Origin of the sequence: Pseudolactococcus raffinolactis NBRC 100932, assembly GCF_001591765.1 — a bacterium.
GTDB classification, from domain to species: Bacteria; Bacillota; Bacilli; order Lactobacillales; family Streptococcaceae; genus Pseudolactococcus; species Pseudolactococcus raffinolactis.
This window is the reverse complement of sequence record NZ_BCVN01000006.1, coordinates 1-17,635: the sequence shown is the minus strand read 5'-3', so window position 1 is coordinate 17,635 and position 17,635 is coordinate 1. Positions and strand designations below refer to the sequence as shown.

The window sequence follows — 17,635 nt, the reverse complement described above, 5'->3', positions numbered from 1 at the left end:
CATTAAGTCATGTTTTAAAACAATCTGTATATTGTTATTTTAGCACATAAACTTATTTTTCTCTATTATTTAATGCTATTTTAGACAAACAAATGACATAAACAACTTAATTTAAGATAACATATTTCGCATACTTTTAATTTAACGAAAAAAACTTTAATTTTCTAATTATAAGAGATCAGATAACAAAAAAGAACTCGCGACTTCTCATCGCTAGTTCTTTTCAATACAGACTTCCGTTCCTTGCTCTACTTGGCTCGTAATGGTGACTGTCAACTCCAGTCTATCCATAATGCCTTTAGTTAGATAGAGACCAAGACCTGTTGATTTTTGATTATTGCGCCCATTATAGCCGGTAAAACCATGCTCAAAGAGCCTAGGCAAATCCTCTGGTAAAATACCAATTCCTGTATCTTTAATCGTTATGTTATCATCGAATTTAATCGTAACACTGCCCGTTTTAGTATACTTTACAGCATTATTAATAAGTTGCTCTATCGCGACTGACAACCACTTGCGGTCACTGGTAATTTCCCAGGAACCTGTGATGCTAACTGACAGGTTTTTCATGATAAATTGATTGGCATATTTTTTAATGATGTCGCGCGTGATATCTGCTACATCAAAGGTTTCAAAACGAAAATCTGTCGACGTATTTTGTAAACGCAGATAGCTCAGTAAAATATTGAGATAGTTGTCCAGTTCTAGTAATTGATTCTGAACACCTGATTTTGTCAGGTGATCTGTTTGCGCCATCAAGTCAAGCGCTGCCAACGGGACTTTCATCTGGTGCGTCCAAAGCTTGGTTAAATCTAATAAGTCCTTGTCGAATTTCAACAACTCTTGATACTTCTCCTGACTCCATTGATCAAGGTTAACAATCAGCTGCTGATAATCTTCTCCAATCAAACTTGAATCAGGAAAGTTTGGTAGATTTTCTACGCTAGTTCTAGTTAAAAATTGGTGGAGCTGGATAAAGCGATGGCAGGCGAGACTCTGATAGATCACGAAAATCAGGGCAGGCAATAAAAAGGCGACTTTAAAGGCAGTTAACTCTATTTGCTGTAAAAATAGGACGAGCGCAATCAAACTTTCTGTGAACAAAAAAATGAAGATCTCGCCGGATTTTTCCTGACAAAAGCGAGCAATAAGTCGTAAATATACCATCATTTAACCACATACCCTACGCCACGAACTGTATGGATATGATCAAAGTCTACTTGCAGAAGTTTCTTGCGTAAGCGACTCATGTTGACGTTTAAAGTATTGTCGTCTATAAAATCGTCACCTTCCCAAAGTTTTTTTAGGAGGTCATGTTTGTCAACGATATTACCTGTATGTTCAAGTAAAGTTTTTAAAATAAGCGTTTCTGTTTTGGTCAAATTGACTTTTTCTTGGCCGTCTGAAAAATTCCCGTCCAAATCCAGCGTGAATCGCTCAAAACTTAAATGGTTGACTTGCACTTTTGTCCGTCTCAAAAGAGCGTTAATTTTAGCAATTAACACCTCAACAGAAAAAGGTTTGCTGACAAAATCATCTGCTCCCATATTCATGGCCATGACAGCGCTCATCTCATCAGAGGCAGACGAAATAAAAATAATCGGAAGATCATTTGATTTTCGAATTTCAGTCGTCCAATAAAAACCGTTAAAATAAGGCAGAGTAATATCCATCAAGACCAAATCAGGCTGATATTCAGCAATCTCTGCTGCCACCGCACGAAAATTCATCACACTCGTGACATGAAATTCTTCTTGAAGTTTTTCACGTAATAATTTAACAATTGTCTCATCATCTTCAACAATAAAGATTTTATTTTTCATAGTCCTATTCTACCAGAAATCAGGCGTTTATGGCACCTCAAACTCACGGATTGATCAAAAAAAACACCTCCAAAATCTGGAGGTATCAATAGTAACAAATTATCTTTCAACGATTCGATAATAAATTTTCGATGTTTTACGATAAATCAGATAATAGATGATAGAGATAACTAAGATCGTGATCCCGCTGACAGTAGCAATCATGCCGATATCCGTAATCCCAAAGATATTGATTAGTTTAGAAATCATGACAAAGGCTGCAGCAAAGTGAATAATGCTGACGATAATTGGCATGAAGAAGACAACCATAACTTGTGAATCAATTGATTTTTTAACTTCTTTTTTCGTTAAACCAACTTCTTGTAAGATTCGGTAGCTACGTTTATCTTCAGCCCCTTCAGAAATTTGTTTGTAGTAGATAATCAAGGCAGCGCCAAGAATGAAGGTAATACCAAGCATGAACCCGATGAAGAGGAAACCGCCCGTGAATTCCATGATGCCTTCTTTGCTTTCTTTCTCAGTTGCAACAATTACGCGATTAGGTTGATTGACATCGTTAGGCGCTTTTTTGCTAAGGACTTCACGTTCTTTAGCAGACAAGTTAACTAACCATTCTGTGCTAATTTGTGTAGAAAAATCAACAGCACCTGGATTTTTCTTGATCTCTTCTTGATTATTGAGGTCGTTCAATTTTGTAAGTTCTTGCTCATCAGAGACGACGAAGACGAAGACATCAAAGACTCCTGGAAACTTAGGTAGATTTTTAAGCGACGGTACTTCTTTGACAATCTCTAATTTTTCACCAAACCAATCCACTGATTTGACATCCTTATCACCAAATGCTTTATAAAGGATAGCCTGATTAGAGGCTAACTCAGGTAAGTCATTGCCTAGTTTGACCATATCGTCACGTGTGACGAATCTTAATGCAGCATAATCATTGAGTTTTGGCGAATTAGCGGGTAGTGCTGCCTGTTTATCTGCATTAACACTAAAATTCGTCATAACTGTAAATGAAGAATAAGGTGCTGCTTTTGAGGTATCAACGTCATTTTCTTGAATGAACGTGTTGAGTGCTGCCTTATTTTCGTCGATATTTTTGCCACTGATACTAATATTGGTATTCTTTGGAAATTGTTCTGCTACAACTTTTTGAACACCGACGTAAAGCGCAACAGATGTCGCAAGTGTGACGAATGTCATGGTCACGAGAATCGTGATATTGGCAAGACCAACTGCATTGGTTTTCATGCGATAAAGCATGCTGCTGGTCGTGATGAAGTGTTCAGGTTTGTAATAGTAGCTTTTGTTGGCTTTTTGACGTTTTAAAACGAAGATAGTCACGCCAATATAGAGCAAATATGTCCCTATAATGACAAGAACCACAGCGATGAAAAATTTCAGCAAAGCTTCAATCGGTCCTTGCACGCTAAGCGCTAAGTAATAAGCAACAGCCAGCATAAGGATACTAAGGATAGACATAATCAAACGGCCACGTGGTTCACGCTCACTACGTGTATTGTCTTTTAAGAGACTAATGGCTGAGTTACGTTTGATGGTCACGATGGCAAAGAACATGAGCAAGGCAAAGATGGCTGCAAACACTAGTATTGTTAACAAAACAGCTGGAATGGAAACTGTTAAATTAAAGTAGTTGCCACCGATAAGATGGACGAATATCAGAAAGAGAAATTCTGAAAAAATCAAACCTAAGATAGTACCCGCGACCAAAGTCATGACGAAGGTCATCAACAACTCCCAGAATGAGATGGTGGCGATATTGCGCTTGTTCAAGCCTAAGATATTATAGAGTCCAAATTCTCTCGTCCGTTGTTTAAGTAAGAATCTGTAACTATAACTCACGATAATGACTGAGAACAAGACAATAATAGCAAGACCAAATTTCATCAATGTTCTGACTGCATCAGCCCCTCTTAATTGATCCAAACTTTTGGAAAAGGCAAGGTTTGACAGAATTAATGTAATGGCAAACATAGAAGTTGTTGCTAATAAAAACGGAGAAAAATTTGAGAAAGATTTTCGAATGTTTTGAAAAGCGAGTTTGAGATAAAACATTATTCTCCTCCTAACAGACTCGTGATAGCTGTCGTGATATCACGATTAAACTCGTTGTTGGACTTACCAGCACGATAAAGTTGATGGAAGATTTGACCATCTTTGATAAATAGAACACGACTGGCATGGCTAGCAGCAAGACTTGAGTGGGTTACCATGAGAATGGTTTGACCTTCATTGTTAATCTGTTCAAATAATTCAAGCAAACCATCTGAATTTTTTGAGTCAAGTGCTGCTGTTGGTTCATCCGCTAAAATCAATTTAGGGTTGGTAATCAAGGCACGGGCAACCGCCACACGTTGTTTTTGACCGCCAGACAATTCAAAAGGTTGTTTATTTAGTAAATCCTCAATATTCAACTTAGGTGCTAAGGCTTTCAAACGTTTTGCCATTTCACCATATTTATAACGACCTAAAACAAGTGGCAAGAAAATATTATCACGCACACTCAAGGTGTCAAGCAAGTTAAAATCTTGAAAGACAAAACCTAGATGATCACGACGGAATTCCGCTAATTGTTGCTCTTTAATTGTGCTTATTTTTTTGCCTTCTAAGACAACTTCACCACTGCTTGGTTTTTCTAAGGTTGCTAAAATGTTCAGCAAGGTTGTTTTACCACTCCCACTTTCACCCATGATGGCGATGAATTCACCTTCTTCAGCGATAAAATTTACATCACGCAAGGCTTGTGTTTTTTCTTTTGAAAAACGTGTTTGGAATGATTTTTCTAAATGATTGACTTCTAAGAACATTATTTGATCTCCTTTAAGATATTCGCTTTGATTTCTGATTTTTTGACTTCTTTATAACTCGTCACACCTTTTGTCTTGTGAACCGTTAATGCTAAGTAGGCATCTTTTCTAAGGTTATGATCAGCCGTAAATTTAACCGTCTTTTTATCAAGTTTTTTGTTAACAGCTGGTAGCTCATAATTATAGGTAGTGTAAATATGTCCACTACTATCTGTATCTGCTGTAGTTCTACCATCTTGTGTGATTTTAACATAGTAAGTATCGCCACCATAGCTCTTTTGATAAACCATGTAAAGGCCTACACCTATAACGGCAAGCACTGCAAGCACTGCAAGCACCGAAAGTAATTTTTTCATTGTATCTCCTTTGATTCTAAGTTACTGAAACTTTTTGTTTTCGTATTGACACTCTTATTATCGCATACGACGTAGCTATCATTCTTACAGCTCAAACCTTGTTTCTTACGAAAATGTAAGCAAGTAGATGAATGGCCGTAGGTACAAAAAAACCAACAGATTATCAAGGCTCTGTTAGTTTAATTGACTGTTTTTACATCTTATAAACCTTATATTTCCCCAAACGCTTGACCGTTATACCAAGTTTTTCGAGCGCATGAATCAAATAGAGATAGTTCTCAGAAAACTGGGCATCAATGAGAAAGAAATACTCCCCCAGAAAGGTTTTCAGTGGCCGTGATTCAATTTTGGTTAAGTTAATTCCGAAATCTGCAAAAATTTGTAAGGCTTTATATAAGGCACCAGGTAAATTATCTGGAAGTGTCAACGCTAACGTCATCTTCTCCGTCACAACTGGTAGAGGAATATGTGGTGTCGTTTGCCCTAATAACCAGAAGCGCGTGAAATTTTCATCAATTTCTTGAATATCCTGAGCGATAATCGTCAACCCATACTCCAAACTACTGGCAACTGGCGCAATCGCCGCAAAATTTTTCTCAGGATGCTCTGCAACAAATTTTGCTGCGTAAGCCGTGCTATCTGTACTCTCAATTTTAGCGTCAGGAAAATGGCGCTGCACATATTTCAGCGATTGGGCAATGGCTTGGGGATGAGAAAAGATTTTCTCGATTTCTTTATCAGCACGCGTTGCCATGAGCTGTTGTTTGATAGGCTGAACAATTTCAGCCTGAGCTCGAATCTGCTCAGCCTGTAAAAAGAGATAATCTACAGTCTGATGGACACTTCCTTCAATCGAATTTTCGACTGGGACAATAGCATAGTCAACCAGATCCTGCTCATAACTTCTAATGACTTCAGTAATCGAATCAAAAGCGACAAGTTGATGACTGCTATCTGGAAAGGCAGCTCGGGCTGTCGCATAAGTAAAGGACGCTTTAGGACCCAAATAACCAATTTTCATCGTCGAATTTCCTTTACTATCTCCTTAGGTGTCTTACCTGAAGTCTTGATGACTTGAGTTGCGATAGCTTCATATAATGGCGCACGTGTTTCAAATAGAACCTGAAGTTCCTCGCGAGACTTATCGACAAATAGCGGTCTCACATTGGTCGTATCGTCTGAAATTTGCTGATAGAGAGTATCAAAATCCGACTTGAGATAAATGATCTCTGCCTCGGATTCACTTAAAATGCGGCGATTGTCATCGGACGTAACGACACCGCCACCAGTTGCAATCACGCCATCGCTTTTTGACAACTCCTCTAAGACCTGTGATTCAATTTCTCGGAAGGCCACTTCCCCTGACATTTCAAAAAATGTTGAAATCGGCATGCCAATACGATTAACGATCACCTGATCCATATCAACAAAATCAGTGGCTAATAATTGGGCAATGGTTGTCTTTCCTGACCCCATAAAGCCTATCAAAAATGTCGTCATTTATCTCTGTTTCCGTTCTGTCTCAGCCATCTCACAGTTTTGGTATCAAGCATACACAAAATCAGGTATTGATCGCTTATTTTTTCTTCTTCTTGCCTTTTTTCATTTTCTTCTGGGCGCGTTTCATAGCAGCAGTCATAGCCATCTTACCGACTTTACCTTTGAGGCCGCCACCAAACATAGCGCTCATATCAGGCATGCCAGCGCCCCCCATATCACCGAGCGCACTCATATCAGGCATACCACCTGGCATATTGGGCATTTGACCGCCCATACCACCAAGCATGGCTCCCATATCACCATTCATCAAGCCACTCATCATTTTTTTAGACTCGTTAAACTGTTTAATGAGTTTGTTAACTTCAATAAATGTATTCCCTGATCCCGCAGCGATACGACGACGACGTGACGGTGATAAAATATCCGGATTAGCACGTTCTTCAGGGGTCATTGACAAGACAATGGCACGTTTTCTAGCAATATCTTTTTCGTCAACCTTGATATTGGCAGCACCTGGAATTTCAGACATACCGGGAATCATCTTCATGATTTCATCCAATGGTCCCATAGACTGAACTTGGTCTAACTGCTCTATGAAGTCGTTAAAATCGAAAGTATTTTCACGCATTTTTTCTGCCATTTTGGCAGATTGCACTTCATCGTATTGGCTTTGCGCTTTTTCGATCAAGGTCAACATATCACCCATACCAAGAATGCGTGAACTCATCCGGTCAGGATAGAAAACTTCTAAGTCGGTTAACTTTTCACCTGTTCCGACAAATTTAATCGGTTTACCTGTGATTTCTCGGATTGATAATGCAGCACCACCACGTGTATCACCATCTAATTTAGTGATGATGACACCTGTAATCTCCAATGTTTCATTGAATTTCTTAGCGACATCAGCTGCGACTTGACCAGTCATAGCATCGACAACCAAGAGAATTTCAGTTGGTTGTGCCAAATCTTTGATTTGTACCAACTCATTCATCAATTTTTCATCGATTTCGAGTCGACCAGCCGTATCAATCAAGACATAGTCATGACGCTTTTCAGTTGCTAAAGCCAAACCGTTACGGACAATCTCTACTGGATTAACGTCAGTGCCTTCGTCATAAACCGGCACATCAATCTGACTACCTACTGTTTTCAACTGCTCTATGGCCGCAGGCCGATAGACGTCGGCTGCAATCATCAAAGGTCGTGCGTTTTCAGTTTCTTTTAAACGTTTGGCTAGTTTACCTGCAAAGGTTGTTTTACCTGCCCCTTGAAGACCTGCCATCATGATGATGGTTGGGATTTTTGGTGACTTCGCCAGTTCTGCTTCGCCACCACCTAAGATGGCTGTTAATTCTTCGTCAACGATTTTGATGACTTGTTGCGCCGGTTGCAAAGCTTCAGAAACTTCAACACCAATCGCACGTGTGCGAATATTTCGGATGAATTTCTTAACGACAGGTAGCGCGACATCGGCTTCCAGCAGCGCGACACGAATTTCTTTGGTAATTTCTAAAACATCATTTTCAGTGATTTTTTTCTTACCTCGTAAGTTTTTAAAAACGCCTTGTAATCGTTCAGTTAAATTTTCAAATGCCATAATTTTTATGATGAGTTATACTCAATTAAGCAAATAAAGCGAACATTTTTGGCTATTTCTCGTCGCCTCAAATTGACAAAAAATATCTCAAAAATATTGTACACTTTCTTTACTTAAATGAGTATAAAACTCCCTATCTCCTATTCATTTTCTAAACTTTGTAAAATCGTGATTTGCTCAACCAGATAAGTATCCTCTGCATATTTCGCCAAAAGATCAGCAAAAATTTGCTCGCGCACAATGTAATCCGAATACATGTGAAGCTTGGTTTCGTATGTTTCCAAGACTTTTTCAGTCCGCTTGATATTATCATAAACAGCTTGACGACTAATCTTATATTCTTCAGCAATTTCCGCTAAAGAATAATCATCTGCGTAGTAAAGCTCGACATAATTCATCTGCTTTTCTGTCAGCAAAGTCGCGTAAAACTCGAACAATGCATTCATCCGGTTGGTTTTTTCAATTTCCATTCTTCTATTATACCAAAAAAACTGAGATAAACTCAGCTTTCTTGTGTCTAAATGTACATCAGGTGCAAATTTTACTTGTGCTATCATTTGGTACTGCTTAAGCAATCATCTTTTTAAAATGATAGAAAAGAAATGGTAAACTTAACAATCAGAAAAACAAAGATAACTAGAATGACAAGATTGATAAAGGTACTGAACATAAAGTCATGGCGATTTGATTTCATGGCTTCAGCTCGCGTTGCCTCATCTTCATCTCCTTAACATCACTTATCAGGTGTGCACGTAAAACAGTTTCAAATATTTTTCTAAACGAACGCAGAAAAGGTTGACACCAAACCATGTGTAAAAATAAATAGGGGATTAAAAATAACAGTGCAGTGATCATGAGTACCCCAACCACTCGTGGTCCTAAAACGGCAAATGTTTTAACCTCAAATATACTGACCTTTGATGTTAATAAATAAATCCAAACAATCACCGGTAAAATCAAAGCTAGCGCTGCAGCAACAATCGCCTGCCTCGCATGAACTTTTTCATGAAATTGTCTTAGTCGCTCATTTCTAGCATACGAGACTTTTTCTAATTCCTCCAAAAGTACAATAGAGGCATAACAGTAATCCAAATCATTCAGTTTTCCCAAAACAACCTCCTTAATCATTTGTCAATGCATCACGGTTACTAAAAGGGCCGTCCGTCTAATCTATCAAACGTAACCCCTTTAATTAAGATAGGCATCTTTTAATATAGTTTTTCTATTTTTTCTTGTTGGCGAACTTTATCAGCAACCAACTTCATGAAGCTTTTCGGATTTTTAAAGCCATGTTTATAATAGAAATCAATATATTCAATGTCATCAATCGTTGTTCCGTTTTGAATTGCCAATGAAATGATATCTGCTTGGGCTGCAATTTCAGGGGAAACACCTTTACTTTGCAAACCTAAAATTTTGTGCGTCCCTTTCTCATAGATGACCCATGTTTCGTAGTAGCCATCACTGTTCACATAGTCATTTCTGACATAAACAGATTTACAATCAAATCCTTGTTCTTTTGCTTTTTCAAGACTCAAACCTGTCATACAAAGTGTCATTTCTTCATCGAAATTTAGCTTATAAGTCCCTTGAGATTTGTTCAATTTAATCTTAGGTCCCATCAAGTTAATGGCTGCTACATCACCTTCACGAATGGCATCACTGACGTGGGGCACATAAGTTGGATTTTTCATATTTGTAACATTGGTTGTCGCACAATCACCAACAGCAAAGACATCTGGATGGCTGGTTTGCATGTAGTCATCAACAAGAATTGCACCTTTATCACCTAGCTCTAATTGTTCAGCAGCTAGGAAAGTATTGGGACGGAAGCCAGTCGCATAAATGACACCGTCTGCCACAAATTCTCGACCATCACGTGTGAAAACACGGCTGATGATTTTACCGACATTACCTTCGTGAGCATTGGTATTTTCAATTTTTTCTTCTTTGATATCTGTTACAACAGAGTTTGTCACAATATCAATGCCTCTCAGAGCCAAGGTTTTTTGCACGTCTTCTGCCACGTCTTGGTCTAAATAACGATTTAAAATATTATCAGAAGCATGGATGAGGGTGGTTTCAATCTTAGCGTTGTTCATCAACTGCGCAATCTCAACACCGATGGCGCCTCCACCAATGATAATGACACTACGAGATACGCGCATGAAGCGCTTGATTCTTTCGGCATCCACATAATTTTTGATGATAAACAATTTCTCACGAAATTCACCTTGTACAAGTGGGAGAGATGGATAAGAGCCCATTGCTAAGATGAGCTTGTCATAACGATCTTCGCTCTCGCTGTTTTCGACCAAATCGACGACTTTAAACACTTTTTTAGTCATATCGATATCAGTCACAGAAAATTGTGTGCGAACTAAAATGCCAAGGTTTTCAAGTTCGGAAACAGTGGTATAGCTCGACATTTTCAAGAAATTTGTATTCCCTGATAAATAAAGCGGAATACTTTGGGCAATAAAGCCGATATTTTTATTTTTTTCGTAAATAACAATCCGAGCATTCGGATATTCTTCACGGGCTCTTGTCGCACAAGCAATTGCAGCATGCGATCCACCAATAATTCTAATTTCCATACAGTTCCTCTTTTCTGACATCTCAATTCAAGACACTAACACTCAATAACTTCCGATTATTAAAATTATAAGATAATTTTAGAAAATAAAGTTTAATCTGAGTTTATAGCGATAATTTATTACAATTTAATTATATCAAAAAAATATAAAAAGGTGTTCTTAAGCTCAAGTATAAAATAGGTAGAGGTTGACAAGGTTCTTGTATACTTATCTCCATCTTCTATAAGTCAAGATTTTTAAGTATTTTTATCCTCGTTTTTTGGGGCATTTAGAGTTCTCATTTCTCTCTCTTATAACTTTTCCAATCAGTCATTCAAAAAAGTGTCACAATTTAAAAGACTCAGTAACTTAATGTCAAAAATTGCCAATTTTTTGTTATAATTTAAGGTATGAAAACAATTATGATTGCAGATGATGACAGCGCCATCTTGGCTCTCTTATCTTATACATTTGAATCCGACGGCTTCAAAGTATCTCTGGTTAAAAATGGTCTGGAGGCACTAGGCCTCGCTTCAAAGCGAGACTTTGATGTCATTTTACTCGATATGATGATGCCTGAGTTATCCGGTCTAGCGGTGACTGAAGCATTGCGCCAACGAGCCAATTACACCCCCATTATCATCTTGACGGCACGTGATGATGATGATTTGAAAATTACTGGGATTAATTCTGGGGTGGATGATTATCTGGATAAGACGACGCCACAGAGAGAAATCGTGGCGCGCGCCAATGCTCTGATTCGACGGAATCAAATCTACCAAAAGCCTGGGCAGGTAGCCGAATCGCTAGACCACTATAGCTTTGATGGCTTGGAAATTGATCTCAAGACTAAATCAGCAATGCTAGCAGATGATAGAATTGATCTGTCAAAACGAGAGTTCAATCTTCTGGTCTTTTTAATTCAAAATCGGGATCAAATTGTCAGTCGTGAGGCGATTTTAACTGAATTTTGGGGCGAAACGCAGGATTATGAAACTCGTGTCGTCGATGTAACAATTAGTAACTTACGCAAAAAACTACATAACCAATTTATCAAAACAAAAAGAGGGTTCGGGTACCAATTTAGTGAACATCATACCAAAGACATTTTATAAGAAAAAGAAACGATCAAAACTTAGACTGGTTTTGATTTGTTCTTGTCTCTATTTTTTAACGACAATTTTAGTGATTTTGCTCCTCAATACACATACGGTCACAACTGACACCAATCATTTATCTGATCGTGCCTATACGATTTGTGATATTTTGAATAAATCACCTGAGACCAAATTTGGTGAGACAGTCAAAATTTTAGCGAAAAATAATCAAGCTGAGGCGGTTCAAAACATCAAAAAAGGCGCAACCTTTTCGAGAACCATGACCGCGAAAAAAATGACGATCACGGTTCCCAATTATGAAAAGGCAGTCTTGAAAAACTATATTCAAGTGACCAGTCAGCGCTCTTCGACGCTATTTGAGACAGTTGTCGTGATTATTTTCGCTGGCTTGATTTATGTGATTGGCTTAGGTCAATTTTACCTTGCTAATAAAAAACGTCTAACCTTTGAAGCGGATACCATTGCCAAAATCAAGAATATCAGACGTAGCCCGCTGACACAAAGCTATTTGATTTCCGAAGATGATAATAAAATTACGACAGAGCTCAATCACTTGGGCGAGACGATTCAGCATCAGGCCGAGAGTTCGACGCCTGCCAAGAAAAATCTCTACGCTTTCATCGAGTTTTTCGAGTTTCCTATTTTCATCTATGACTTGAAAGGGACGATTCGACGGAGTAATGCTAGCTTTCAAAATGAATTCATGGCGACAAAAAATCTAGATATTTTCAGTCCTTACAGTGATGTCCTTCAGTTTTTGGTCAATAAAATGTTGAAACCGACGCGGCAAGAACAAACTTTCTACTTCGAGAAAATCAACGCCTACTACGCGGTCACGGTCCAGCCCATCGAGGCCTTAGAGCGCCGCCTCATGGTGACCATGATCGATGTGACGGCCTATAAAGTCACGACACGCGCTCACAACGACTTCATCGCCAATGTCTCACATGACCTCAAAACACCGCTCGCAGCTATCGCTGGCTTTGCCGATATCTTGGCCAATGACTCTGCCAAACTGCCACCTGAGAAAATAACAGGCTTCGCCAAACATATCGTTAAAGAAACGAAACGCCTGTCAAGTTTAGTGACAGATACACTAGAGATGACTCGTCAACCAATCCATCTCAAAAAGAAAAAACTTAATCTGACGGCATTGACCCGAGACGTGCTTGAAAATTTCAAGCTGGTCATTCAGGACAAAGCGCTGCATGTCACAACACAATTTGATGAGGTCAATGTCAAATCCAATGACAAGCATCTCTATGCTGTCCTTAAAAATTTGATTGAAAATGCCATCCATTATACACCAACTGGTGGTAAAATCTATATCTGTGTGACTAAAATCGCAGGCAAAGCGACCTTTTCTATCTCTGATAACGGTCCTGGTTTAACAGAAATCGAAAAAACACGAATTTTTGAGCGTTTCTATCGCGCTGATCAAACCCGTGATGCAGACGGTACGGGACTTGGACTTGCCATTGTCAAGAAAAATCTAACTGAGCTGGACGGACAGATTGATGTCGTCAGTATTGTTGGCAAAGGCACGACTTTCACTGTGACTTTGTAGTAATTTGAATCAACACATATAAAAACGTGATGACATCAATGATGTCATCACGTTTTTTTCTATGATCTATCACATGAATTTGAACAAACCAACGGCTAATAGACCACCAATGATTGGTGCTACAACCGGTACCCAACTGTAAGCCCAGTCAGAATCCCCTTTATTTTTCATCGGTAAGATGAAGTGAGCAATACGAGGTCCTAAATCTCTGGCTGGATTGATGGCATAACCTGTAGGTCCACCAAGTGATAGACCAATAGCTAAGATTAAACCACCGACTGCAAAGACGTTTGTGCCATCTGCAAATTTATTTGCGCCGAAGGCAAGAAGACCTAAGACAAGGACAAATGTACCAATCACTTCGGTTACCACGTTTGATGGGTAGTTACGAATCGCAGGTCCTGTAGCAAAGGTACCAAGGATAGCCCCTTTATCTGTTGTGGCATCAAAGTGTGGCAAATATGCTAGCCAAACTAGGACTGCCCCAACGATGGCACCAAGCAATTGCGCGATAATGAAGGGAAAGACTAGACTCATCTTAAGGCTTCCATTTACTGCCATGGCAATGGTGACAGCCGGATTAAGATGGGCTGGACCATTGATCCCTGCAACATAAACGGCGATTGTCACGGCAAGTGCCCAACCAAAGGCAATGACGATCCAACCGGAGTTTTGCGCCTTACTTTTGTTAAGGTTAACGGCTGCACAGACCCCGTCCCCCAACAAAATAAGGATGAGTGTGCCGATGAATTCACTAAAAATTTGTACCATATCTGCTGACATTAGTTTGCCCCCACTTTCAAATCTTTCAAGTCTGATGCATTAATGACTTGGTTTAATTCAACTAATTGTTCTGCTTTCTCATCTTGTGACCAATCATAGTAAGCCGCCATGGCATCAACAACTGGATGTTTAATGGCATCTAGTCGATCACGTTGGAAGAGAATGTGATTCGTCCGACGCATGAGGTAATCACTTGGTGTTAGCGTCATTTCACCTGCCATTGCATAGCGCAGCATGGCTGATTCTGCCAATGTCAAATCAACATATGGCGACATTTCTTTAGCCATTTCAAAGATGATCAAAGCATTCATACCGTAGAAATCAGCGATATAAGTTGCTTCTGCTTCTGTTAAACCGGCTACAACACCAAGCTTAGCATTAGCTTCGACTGTTTCACTGACTTTCGCTGGATCAAACTCACCACCAGATACGGCATATTCTTTAGAATTGATAGCTTCATAGGTTTGATCAAATTCATCTGACAAGATATTCTTGATTAACTCAAGCGCCCCCTCAGCCATCTTACGATAATCTGTAATTTTACCGCCTGCTAGTGTCACTAAGTTATCTGACTCGCGTTCCAGAGCACTACCACGTGAAATCTGAGATGGTGACAACTCCTTTTCACCACGAGAATTTTCAAGGTGATTTAAAACGTCCTCAACATCACCACGACTGGCTTGATCTTGTTTGTAGGCACTAATAATGTTTAAGACTTTATCAAAACTTGTATCAGACAAGCTACCATTATCACCACCATTGTAGTCAGATCCTGAGTTGCCTAGTAAGAGTGGCCGTAAACCAGCCCATGAACTTTCAATATCGTTGATGGTCAAGTTGGCATCTGGATAACGTTTGTTGATGACTTCCAGGAGATAGTCAACATCTTCTTGTGTGACTTTAGGATCTGTATAGTCACCTTGATAGTCTGTATCCGTTGTCCCAAAATAGGTTTTATCTTCACGTGGGATAGCAAAGACCATACGGCCGTCATGCTTTTGTGTGTCAAAATAAGTTGGTTGTGGGACAGGTAATTTCTTAGCATCTACAACCAGGTGCACCCCTTTTGTAGGACGCATGTGTGGAATGACAGCGCGTGTGTAGTTCAAGTTACGAATTTTGTCGACCCATGGCCCACTAGTATTGATCACAACTTTCGCATGCACTTCAAAGGTTTGACCTGAAAGCAAGTCACGCGCTTTAACACCGTTGATCTTACCATCTTCATACAAGAAGCCAACCACTTTAACTTTGCTGGCAATATATGCGCCATCTTCTGCCGCTTTTTTGATATTCTCAATCACTAAACGAGCATCGTTATTACGGAAGTCGAGGTAGACTCCAGCGCCTTTTAATCCTTCTTTTTTGATGTAAGGCTCGCGTTCCAGCACTTCTTTGGCAGTCAAGGTATAATTTTCATATTTCGTGCCTTTGACACCTGCTAGCTGATCATAAAGATCCATAGCAATTTTGACTGAGAACATGTCAAATGTCGTTGGTCCTTCATCGTCATAAATCGGTAACAACATTGGATCTGGTTTTGGAATATGTGGGGCAATTTGTTGGACAATAGCCCGTTCTTTGACGGTATCTGAGACAACTTCAACATCAAATGTTTTGAGGTAGCGAATCCCACCATGGACTAGTTTTGTTGAGCGTGAAGATGTCCCTTCAGCAAAGTCCTGCATTTCAAGCAAACCAGTTTTGATCCCTGAGGCAGCAGCTTGAATCGCCACCCCTGCACCTGAAATCCCGCCGCCGATGATCAGTAAATCTAGGGTTTCAGCTTGCATTTGGTCAATACTTTTTTGACGCGTTTCTTTTGAAAAATTTATCATTTTTTCTTCCTCTTCAATATCAGCTTCCATTACTTAAATGTCCGAGTTGCAATCACAGCTTTTTTCCAGCCTTCGTACAACTTCTCACGACGTTCTGGTGCCATATTGGCTTCGAATATTTTACCTGCTTCATAGAATTCACGAATTTCATCTGTATCTTGCCAGAAACCTACAGCTAGTCCAGCTAAGAACGCAGCACCAAGCGCTGTTGTTTCAGCATTTTTAGACCGTTGAATGGGTGTATCGAGTAAGTCAGATTGGAACTGCATGAGGTAGTTGTTAGCGGTTCCACCACCATCAACTTTTAGCACTGGAATATCAATTCCTGTATCATCATGCATGGTATCAATAATATCTCGAACTTGATAAGCAATTGACTGTAAAGTTGCTTTGATAATATCATTTTTCGTTGTCCCACGTGTCAGACCAAACATGGCGCCACGCGCATCTTGATCCCAGTATGGCGCGCCCAAACCGACAAAAGCTGGAACGAGATAGACTTCATCGTCATTTTGTGAGGCACGTGCTGCTTCTTCGGAATCACTAGCATTTTCAATAAACTGCAAACCATCTCGGATCCACTGAATTGCAGAACCTGCAACAAATATACTCCCTTCAAGCGCATAGTTGACTTGACCGTTGATGCTATAACCAACCGTCGTCAGCAAATTATTTTTTGAAAAGCTGGGGTTATGCCCTGTATTCATGACAATAAAGGAACCTGTCCCATATGTGTTTTTAACCATACCGGCTTCGAATGCCATTTGTCCAAATAGCGCCGCTTGTTGGTCACCCGCCATACCAGAAATTGGCACTTCACTGCCATAGAAATGGAAGCCTTGTGTTTGACCATAAATTTCTGAATTAGAGACCAATTTTGGTAACATTTTGCGTGGAATGTTCAGTAAATCCAAGATTTCTTGATCCCAGTCAAGCGTTGTCAGATTGAAGAGCATAGTCCGGCTTGCGTTTGACAAGTCCGTCACATGAGATTGACCGTCAGTCAATTTCCAGACCAACCAAGTGTCAATCGTTCCGAATAATAACTCCCCTTTTTCAGCTCTTTCCTGCGCCCCTTCAACATGATCAAGAATCCAACAGATTTTAGTTGCTGAGAAATAGGCATCAATGACAAGACCAGTTTTCTTGTGGAACCACTCGCTCTTACCATCCTCCTTTAACTTATCTGCAATACCAGAGCTTTGACGTGATTGCCAAACAATGGCATGGTAGATTGGTTTACCTGTGTCTTTTTCCCAGATGACAGTTGTTTCACGTTGATTGGTGATCCCAATACCAGCAATTTGAGATGGTTTAATTCCCGATTCAATAAAAGCACCTGCAATCACAGACTGAACGGAATTCCATATTTCATTGGCATCGTGTTCTACCCAACCCTCTTGTGGAAAGTGTTGGGTAAATTCTTTTTGAGAACTTCCAATCTTCAAGCCCATCTTGTTAAAAATAATAGCACGGGAACTTGTCGTCCCTTGATCAATCGCCATAATAAATTGTTCTTCTACCACTGTATCTCCTCCTTTATGTAAGCGCTTCCCTTTTGACTACATCCTTATCTTATCATGACAAATGAAAAATAGCCTATCAAGAATCGGCCATTTTTTAACGATTTATGACAGGCTAGTTTTTGA

At 39.6% G+C, this 17,635-nt stretch carries 16 protein-coding genes; 2 read left to right on the top strand and 14 right to left on the bottom strand.

Annotated features, from left to right (window positions below; all coding sequences use genetic code 11):
* Nucleotides 1–213: 213 nt before the first annotated feature.
* The 11 genes from LRA01S_RS03415 to LRA01S_RS03365 form a co-directional block, all read right to left on the bottom strand.
* Complete coding sequence (locus LRA01S_RS03415) at nt 214–1,170, bottom strand: sensor histidine kinase (RefSeq protein WP_082785370.1); 957 nt, start codon at nt 1,168–1,170, stop codon at nt 214–216.
* Complete coding sequence (locus LRA01S_RS03410; RefSeq protein WP_061774238.1) at nt 1,167–1,823, bottom strand: response regulator transcription factor; 657 nt, start codon at nt 1,821–1,823, stop codon at nt 1,167–1,169. The genes LRA01S_RS03415 and LRA01S_RS03410 overlap by 4 nt, the downstream gene beginning before the upstream one ends.
* Before the next feature lie 99 nt (nt 1,824–1,922).
* Complete coding sequence (locus LRA01S_RS03405) at nt 1,923–3,899, bottom strand: FtsX-like permease family protein (RefSeq protein WP_061774237.1); 1,977 nt, start codon at nt 3,897–3,899, stop codon at nt 1,923–1,925.
* Nucleotides 3,899–4,651, bottom strand: a complete 753-nt coding sequence (locus LRA01S_RS03400; protein WP_061774236.1) for an ABC transporter ATP-binding protein — start codon at nt 4,649–4,651, stop codon at nt 3,899–3,901. The genes LRA01S_RS03405 and LRA01S_RS03400 overlap by 1 nt, the downstream gene beginning before the upstream one ends.
* Entirely contained in the window at nt 4,651–5,007 is a 357-nt protein-coding gene (locus LRA01S_RS03395; protein WP_061774235.1) for a YxeA family protein, read from the bottom strand. Before LRA01S_RS03395 ends, LRA01S_RS03400 begins: the two co-directional genes overlap by 1 nt.
* A gap of 193 nt (nt 5,008–5,200) precedes the next feature.
* On the bottom strand, nt 5,201–6,028 hold the full coding sequence (gene pheA, locus LRA01S_RS03390; protein WP_061774234.1) for a prephenate dehydratase: 828 nt from the start codon (nt 6,026–6,028) through the stop codon (nt 5,201–5,203).
* Nucleotides 6,025–6,507, bottom strand: coding sequence for a shikimate kinase (locus LRA01S_RS03385; protein ID WP_061774233.1), 483 nt, complete (start codon nt 6,505–6,507; stop codon nt 6,025–6,027). Before LRA01S_RS03385 ends, pheA begins: the two co-directional genes overlap by 4 nt.
* Before the next feature lie 76 nt (nt 6,508–6,583).
* Nucleotides 6,584–8,104: a signal recognition particle protein gene (gene ffh / locus LRA01S_RS03380; protein WP_061774232.1), complete on the bottom strand. Its 1,521-nt coding sequence runs from the start codon at nt 8,102–8,104 to the stop codon at nt 6,584–6,586.
* 140 nt (nt 8,105–8,244) lie between these two features.
* Entirely contained in the window at nt 8,245–8,574 is a 330-nt protein-coding gene (locus tag LRA01S_RS03375) for a putative DNA-binding protein (RefSeq protein WP_061774231.1), read from the bottom strand.
* Nucleotides 8,575–8,794: 220 nt separating this feature from the next.
* Nucleotides 8,795–9,214: a hypothetical protein gene (locus LRA01S_RS03370; RefSeq protein WP_061774230.1), complete on the bottom strand. Its 420-nt coding sequence runs from the start codon at nt 9,212–9,214 to the stop codon at nt 8,795–8,797.
* Nucleotides 9,215–9,312: 98 nt separating this feature from the next.
* Nucleotides 9,313–10,701: an FAD-dependent oxidoreductase gene (locus LRA01S_RS03365; RefSeq protein ID WP_061774229.1), complete on the bottom strand. Its 1,389-nt coding sequence runs from the start codon at nt 10,699–10,701 to the stop codon at nt 9,313–9,315.
* A gap of 389 nt (nt 10,702–11,090) precedes the next feature.
* On the opposite strand from LRA01S_RS03365, the gene LRA01S_RS03360 reads away from it, so the two are divergent.
* Both LRA01S_RS03360 and LRA01S_RS03355 read left to right on the top strand, forming a co-directional pair.
* The gene (locus LRA01S_RS03360; protein WP_061774228.1) at nt 11,091–11,795 is read left to right on the top strand and encodes a response regulator transcription factor; all 705 of its coding nucleotides are present in this window, start codon (nt 11,091–11,093) and stop codon (nt 11,793–11,795) included.
* A gap of 70 nt (nt 11,796–11,865) precedes the next feature.
* A complete protein-coding gene (locus tag LRA01S_RS03355) occupies nt 11,866–13,365 on the top strand; it encodes a sensor histidine kinase (protein WP_239519171.1) in 1,500 nt (499 codons plus the stop codon).
* A gap of 69 nt (nt 13,366–13,434) precedes the next feature.
* On the opposite strand, the gene LRA01S_RS03350 is transcribed toward LRA01S_RS03355, so the two are convergent.
* Genes LRA01S_RS03350 through glpK form a run of 3 tightly spaced genes read right to left on the bottom strand, consistent with a single transcriptional unit; the run spans nt 13,435 to nt 17,512 of the window.
* Nucleotides 13,435–14,148 carry an MIP/aquaporin family protein gene (locus LRA01S_RS03350; RefSeq protein WP_061774226.1) on the bottom strand — a complete coding sequence of 238 codons (714 nt, stop codon included), beginning with the start codon at nt 14,146–14,148 and terminating at the stop codon, nt 13,435–13,437.
* A complete protein-coding gene (gene glpO / locus LRA01S_RS03345; protein WP_082785374.1) occupies nt 14,148–15,986 on the bottom strand; it encodes a type 1 glycerol-3-phosphate oxidase in 1,839 nt (612 codons plus the stop codon). The genes LRA01S_RS03350 and glpO overlap by 1 nt, the downstream gene beginning before the upstream one ends.
* Nucleotides 15,987–16,015: 29 nt before the next feature.
* A complete protein-coding gene (gene glpK, locus LRA01S_RS03340) occupies nt 16,016–17,512 on the bottom strand; it encodes a glycerol kinase GlpK (RefSeq protein ID WP_061774225.1) in 1,497 nt (498 codons plus the stop codon).
* Nucleotides 17,513–17,635 lie beyond the last annotated feature (123 nt).

What these genes read in the sequence shown, in the direction of transcription:
- LRA01S_RS03405 (WP_061774237.1), bottom strand. Translation starts at nt 3,899, where the DNA reads ATGTTTTATCTCAAACTCGCTTTTCAAAACATTCGAAAATCTTTCTCA.
- LRA01S_RS03410 (WP_061774238.1), bottom strand. Translation starts at nt 1,823, where the DNA reads ATGAAAAATAAAATCTTTATTGTTGAAGATGATGAGACAATTGTTAAA.
- LRA01S_RS03385 (WP_061774233.1), bottom strand. Translation starts at nt 6,507, where the DNA reads ATGACGACATTTTTGATAGGCTTTATGGGGTCAGGAAAGACAACCATT.
- ffh (WP_061774232.1), bottom strand. Translation starts at nt 8,104, where the DNA reads ATGGCATTTGAAAATTTAACTGAACGATTACAAGGCGTTTTTAAAAAC.
- LRA01S_RS03395 (WP_061774235.1), bottom strand. Translation starts at nt 5,007, where the DNA reads ATGAAAAAATTACTTTCGGTGCTTGCAGTGCTTGCAGTGCTTGCCGTT.
- LRA01S_RS03350 (WP_061774226.1), bottom strand. Translation starts at nt 14,148, where the DNA reads ATGTCAGCAGATATGGTACAAATTTTTAGTGAATTCATCGGCACACTC.
- LRA01S_RS03415 (WP_082785370.1), bottom strand. Translation starts at nt 1,170, where the DNA reads ATGATGGTATATTTACGACTTATTGCTCGCTTTTGTCAGGAAAAATCC.
- LRA01S_RS03400 (WP_061774236.1), bottom strand. Translation starts at nt 4,651, where the DNA reads ATGTTCTTAGAAGTCAATCATTTAGAAAAATCATTCCAAACACGTTTT.
- LRA01S_RS03375 (WP_061774231.1), bottom strand. Translation starts at nt 8,574, where the DNA reads ATGGAAATTGAAAAAACCAACCGGATGAATGCATTGTTCGAGTTTTAC.
- LRA01S_RS03360 (WP_061774228.1), top strand. Translation starts at nt 11,091, where the DNA reads ATGAAAACAATTATGATTGCAGATGATGACAGCGCCATCTTGGCTCTC.
- LRA01S_RS03365 (WP_061774229.1), bottom strand. Translation starts at nt 10,701, where the DNA reads ATGGAAATTAGAATTATTGGTGGATCGCATGCTGCAATTGCTTGTGCG.
- pheA (WP_061774234.1), bottom strand. Translation starts at nt 6,028, where the DNA reads ATGAAAATTGGTTATTTGGGTCCTAAAGCGTCCTTTACTTATGCGACA.
- glpO (WP_082785374.1), bottom strand. Translation starts at nt 15,986, where the DNA reads ATGATAAATTTTTCAAAAGAAACGCGTCAAAAAAGTATTGACCAAATG.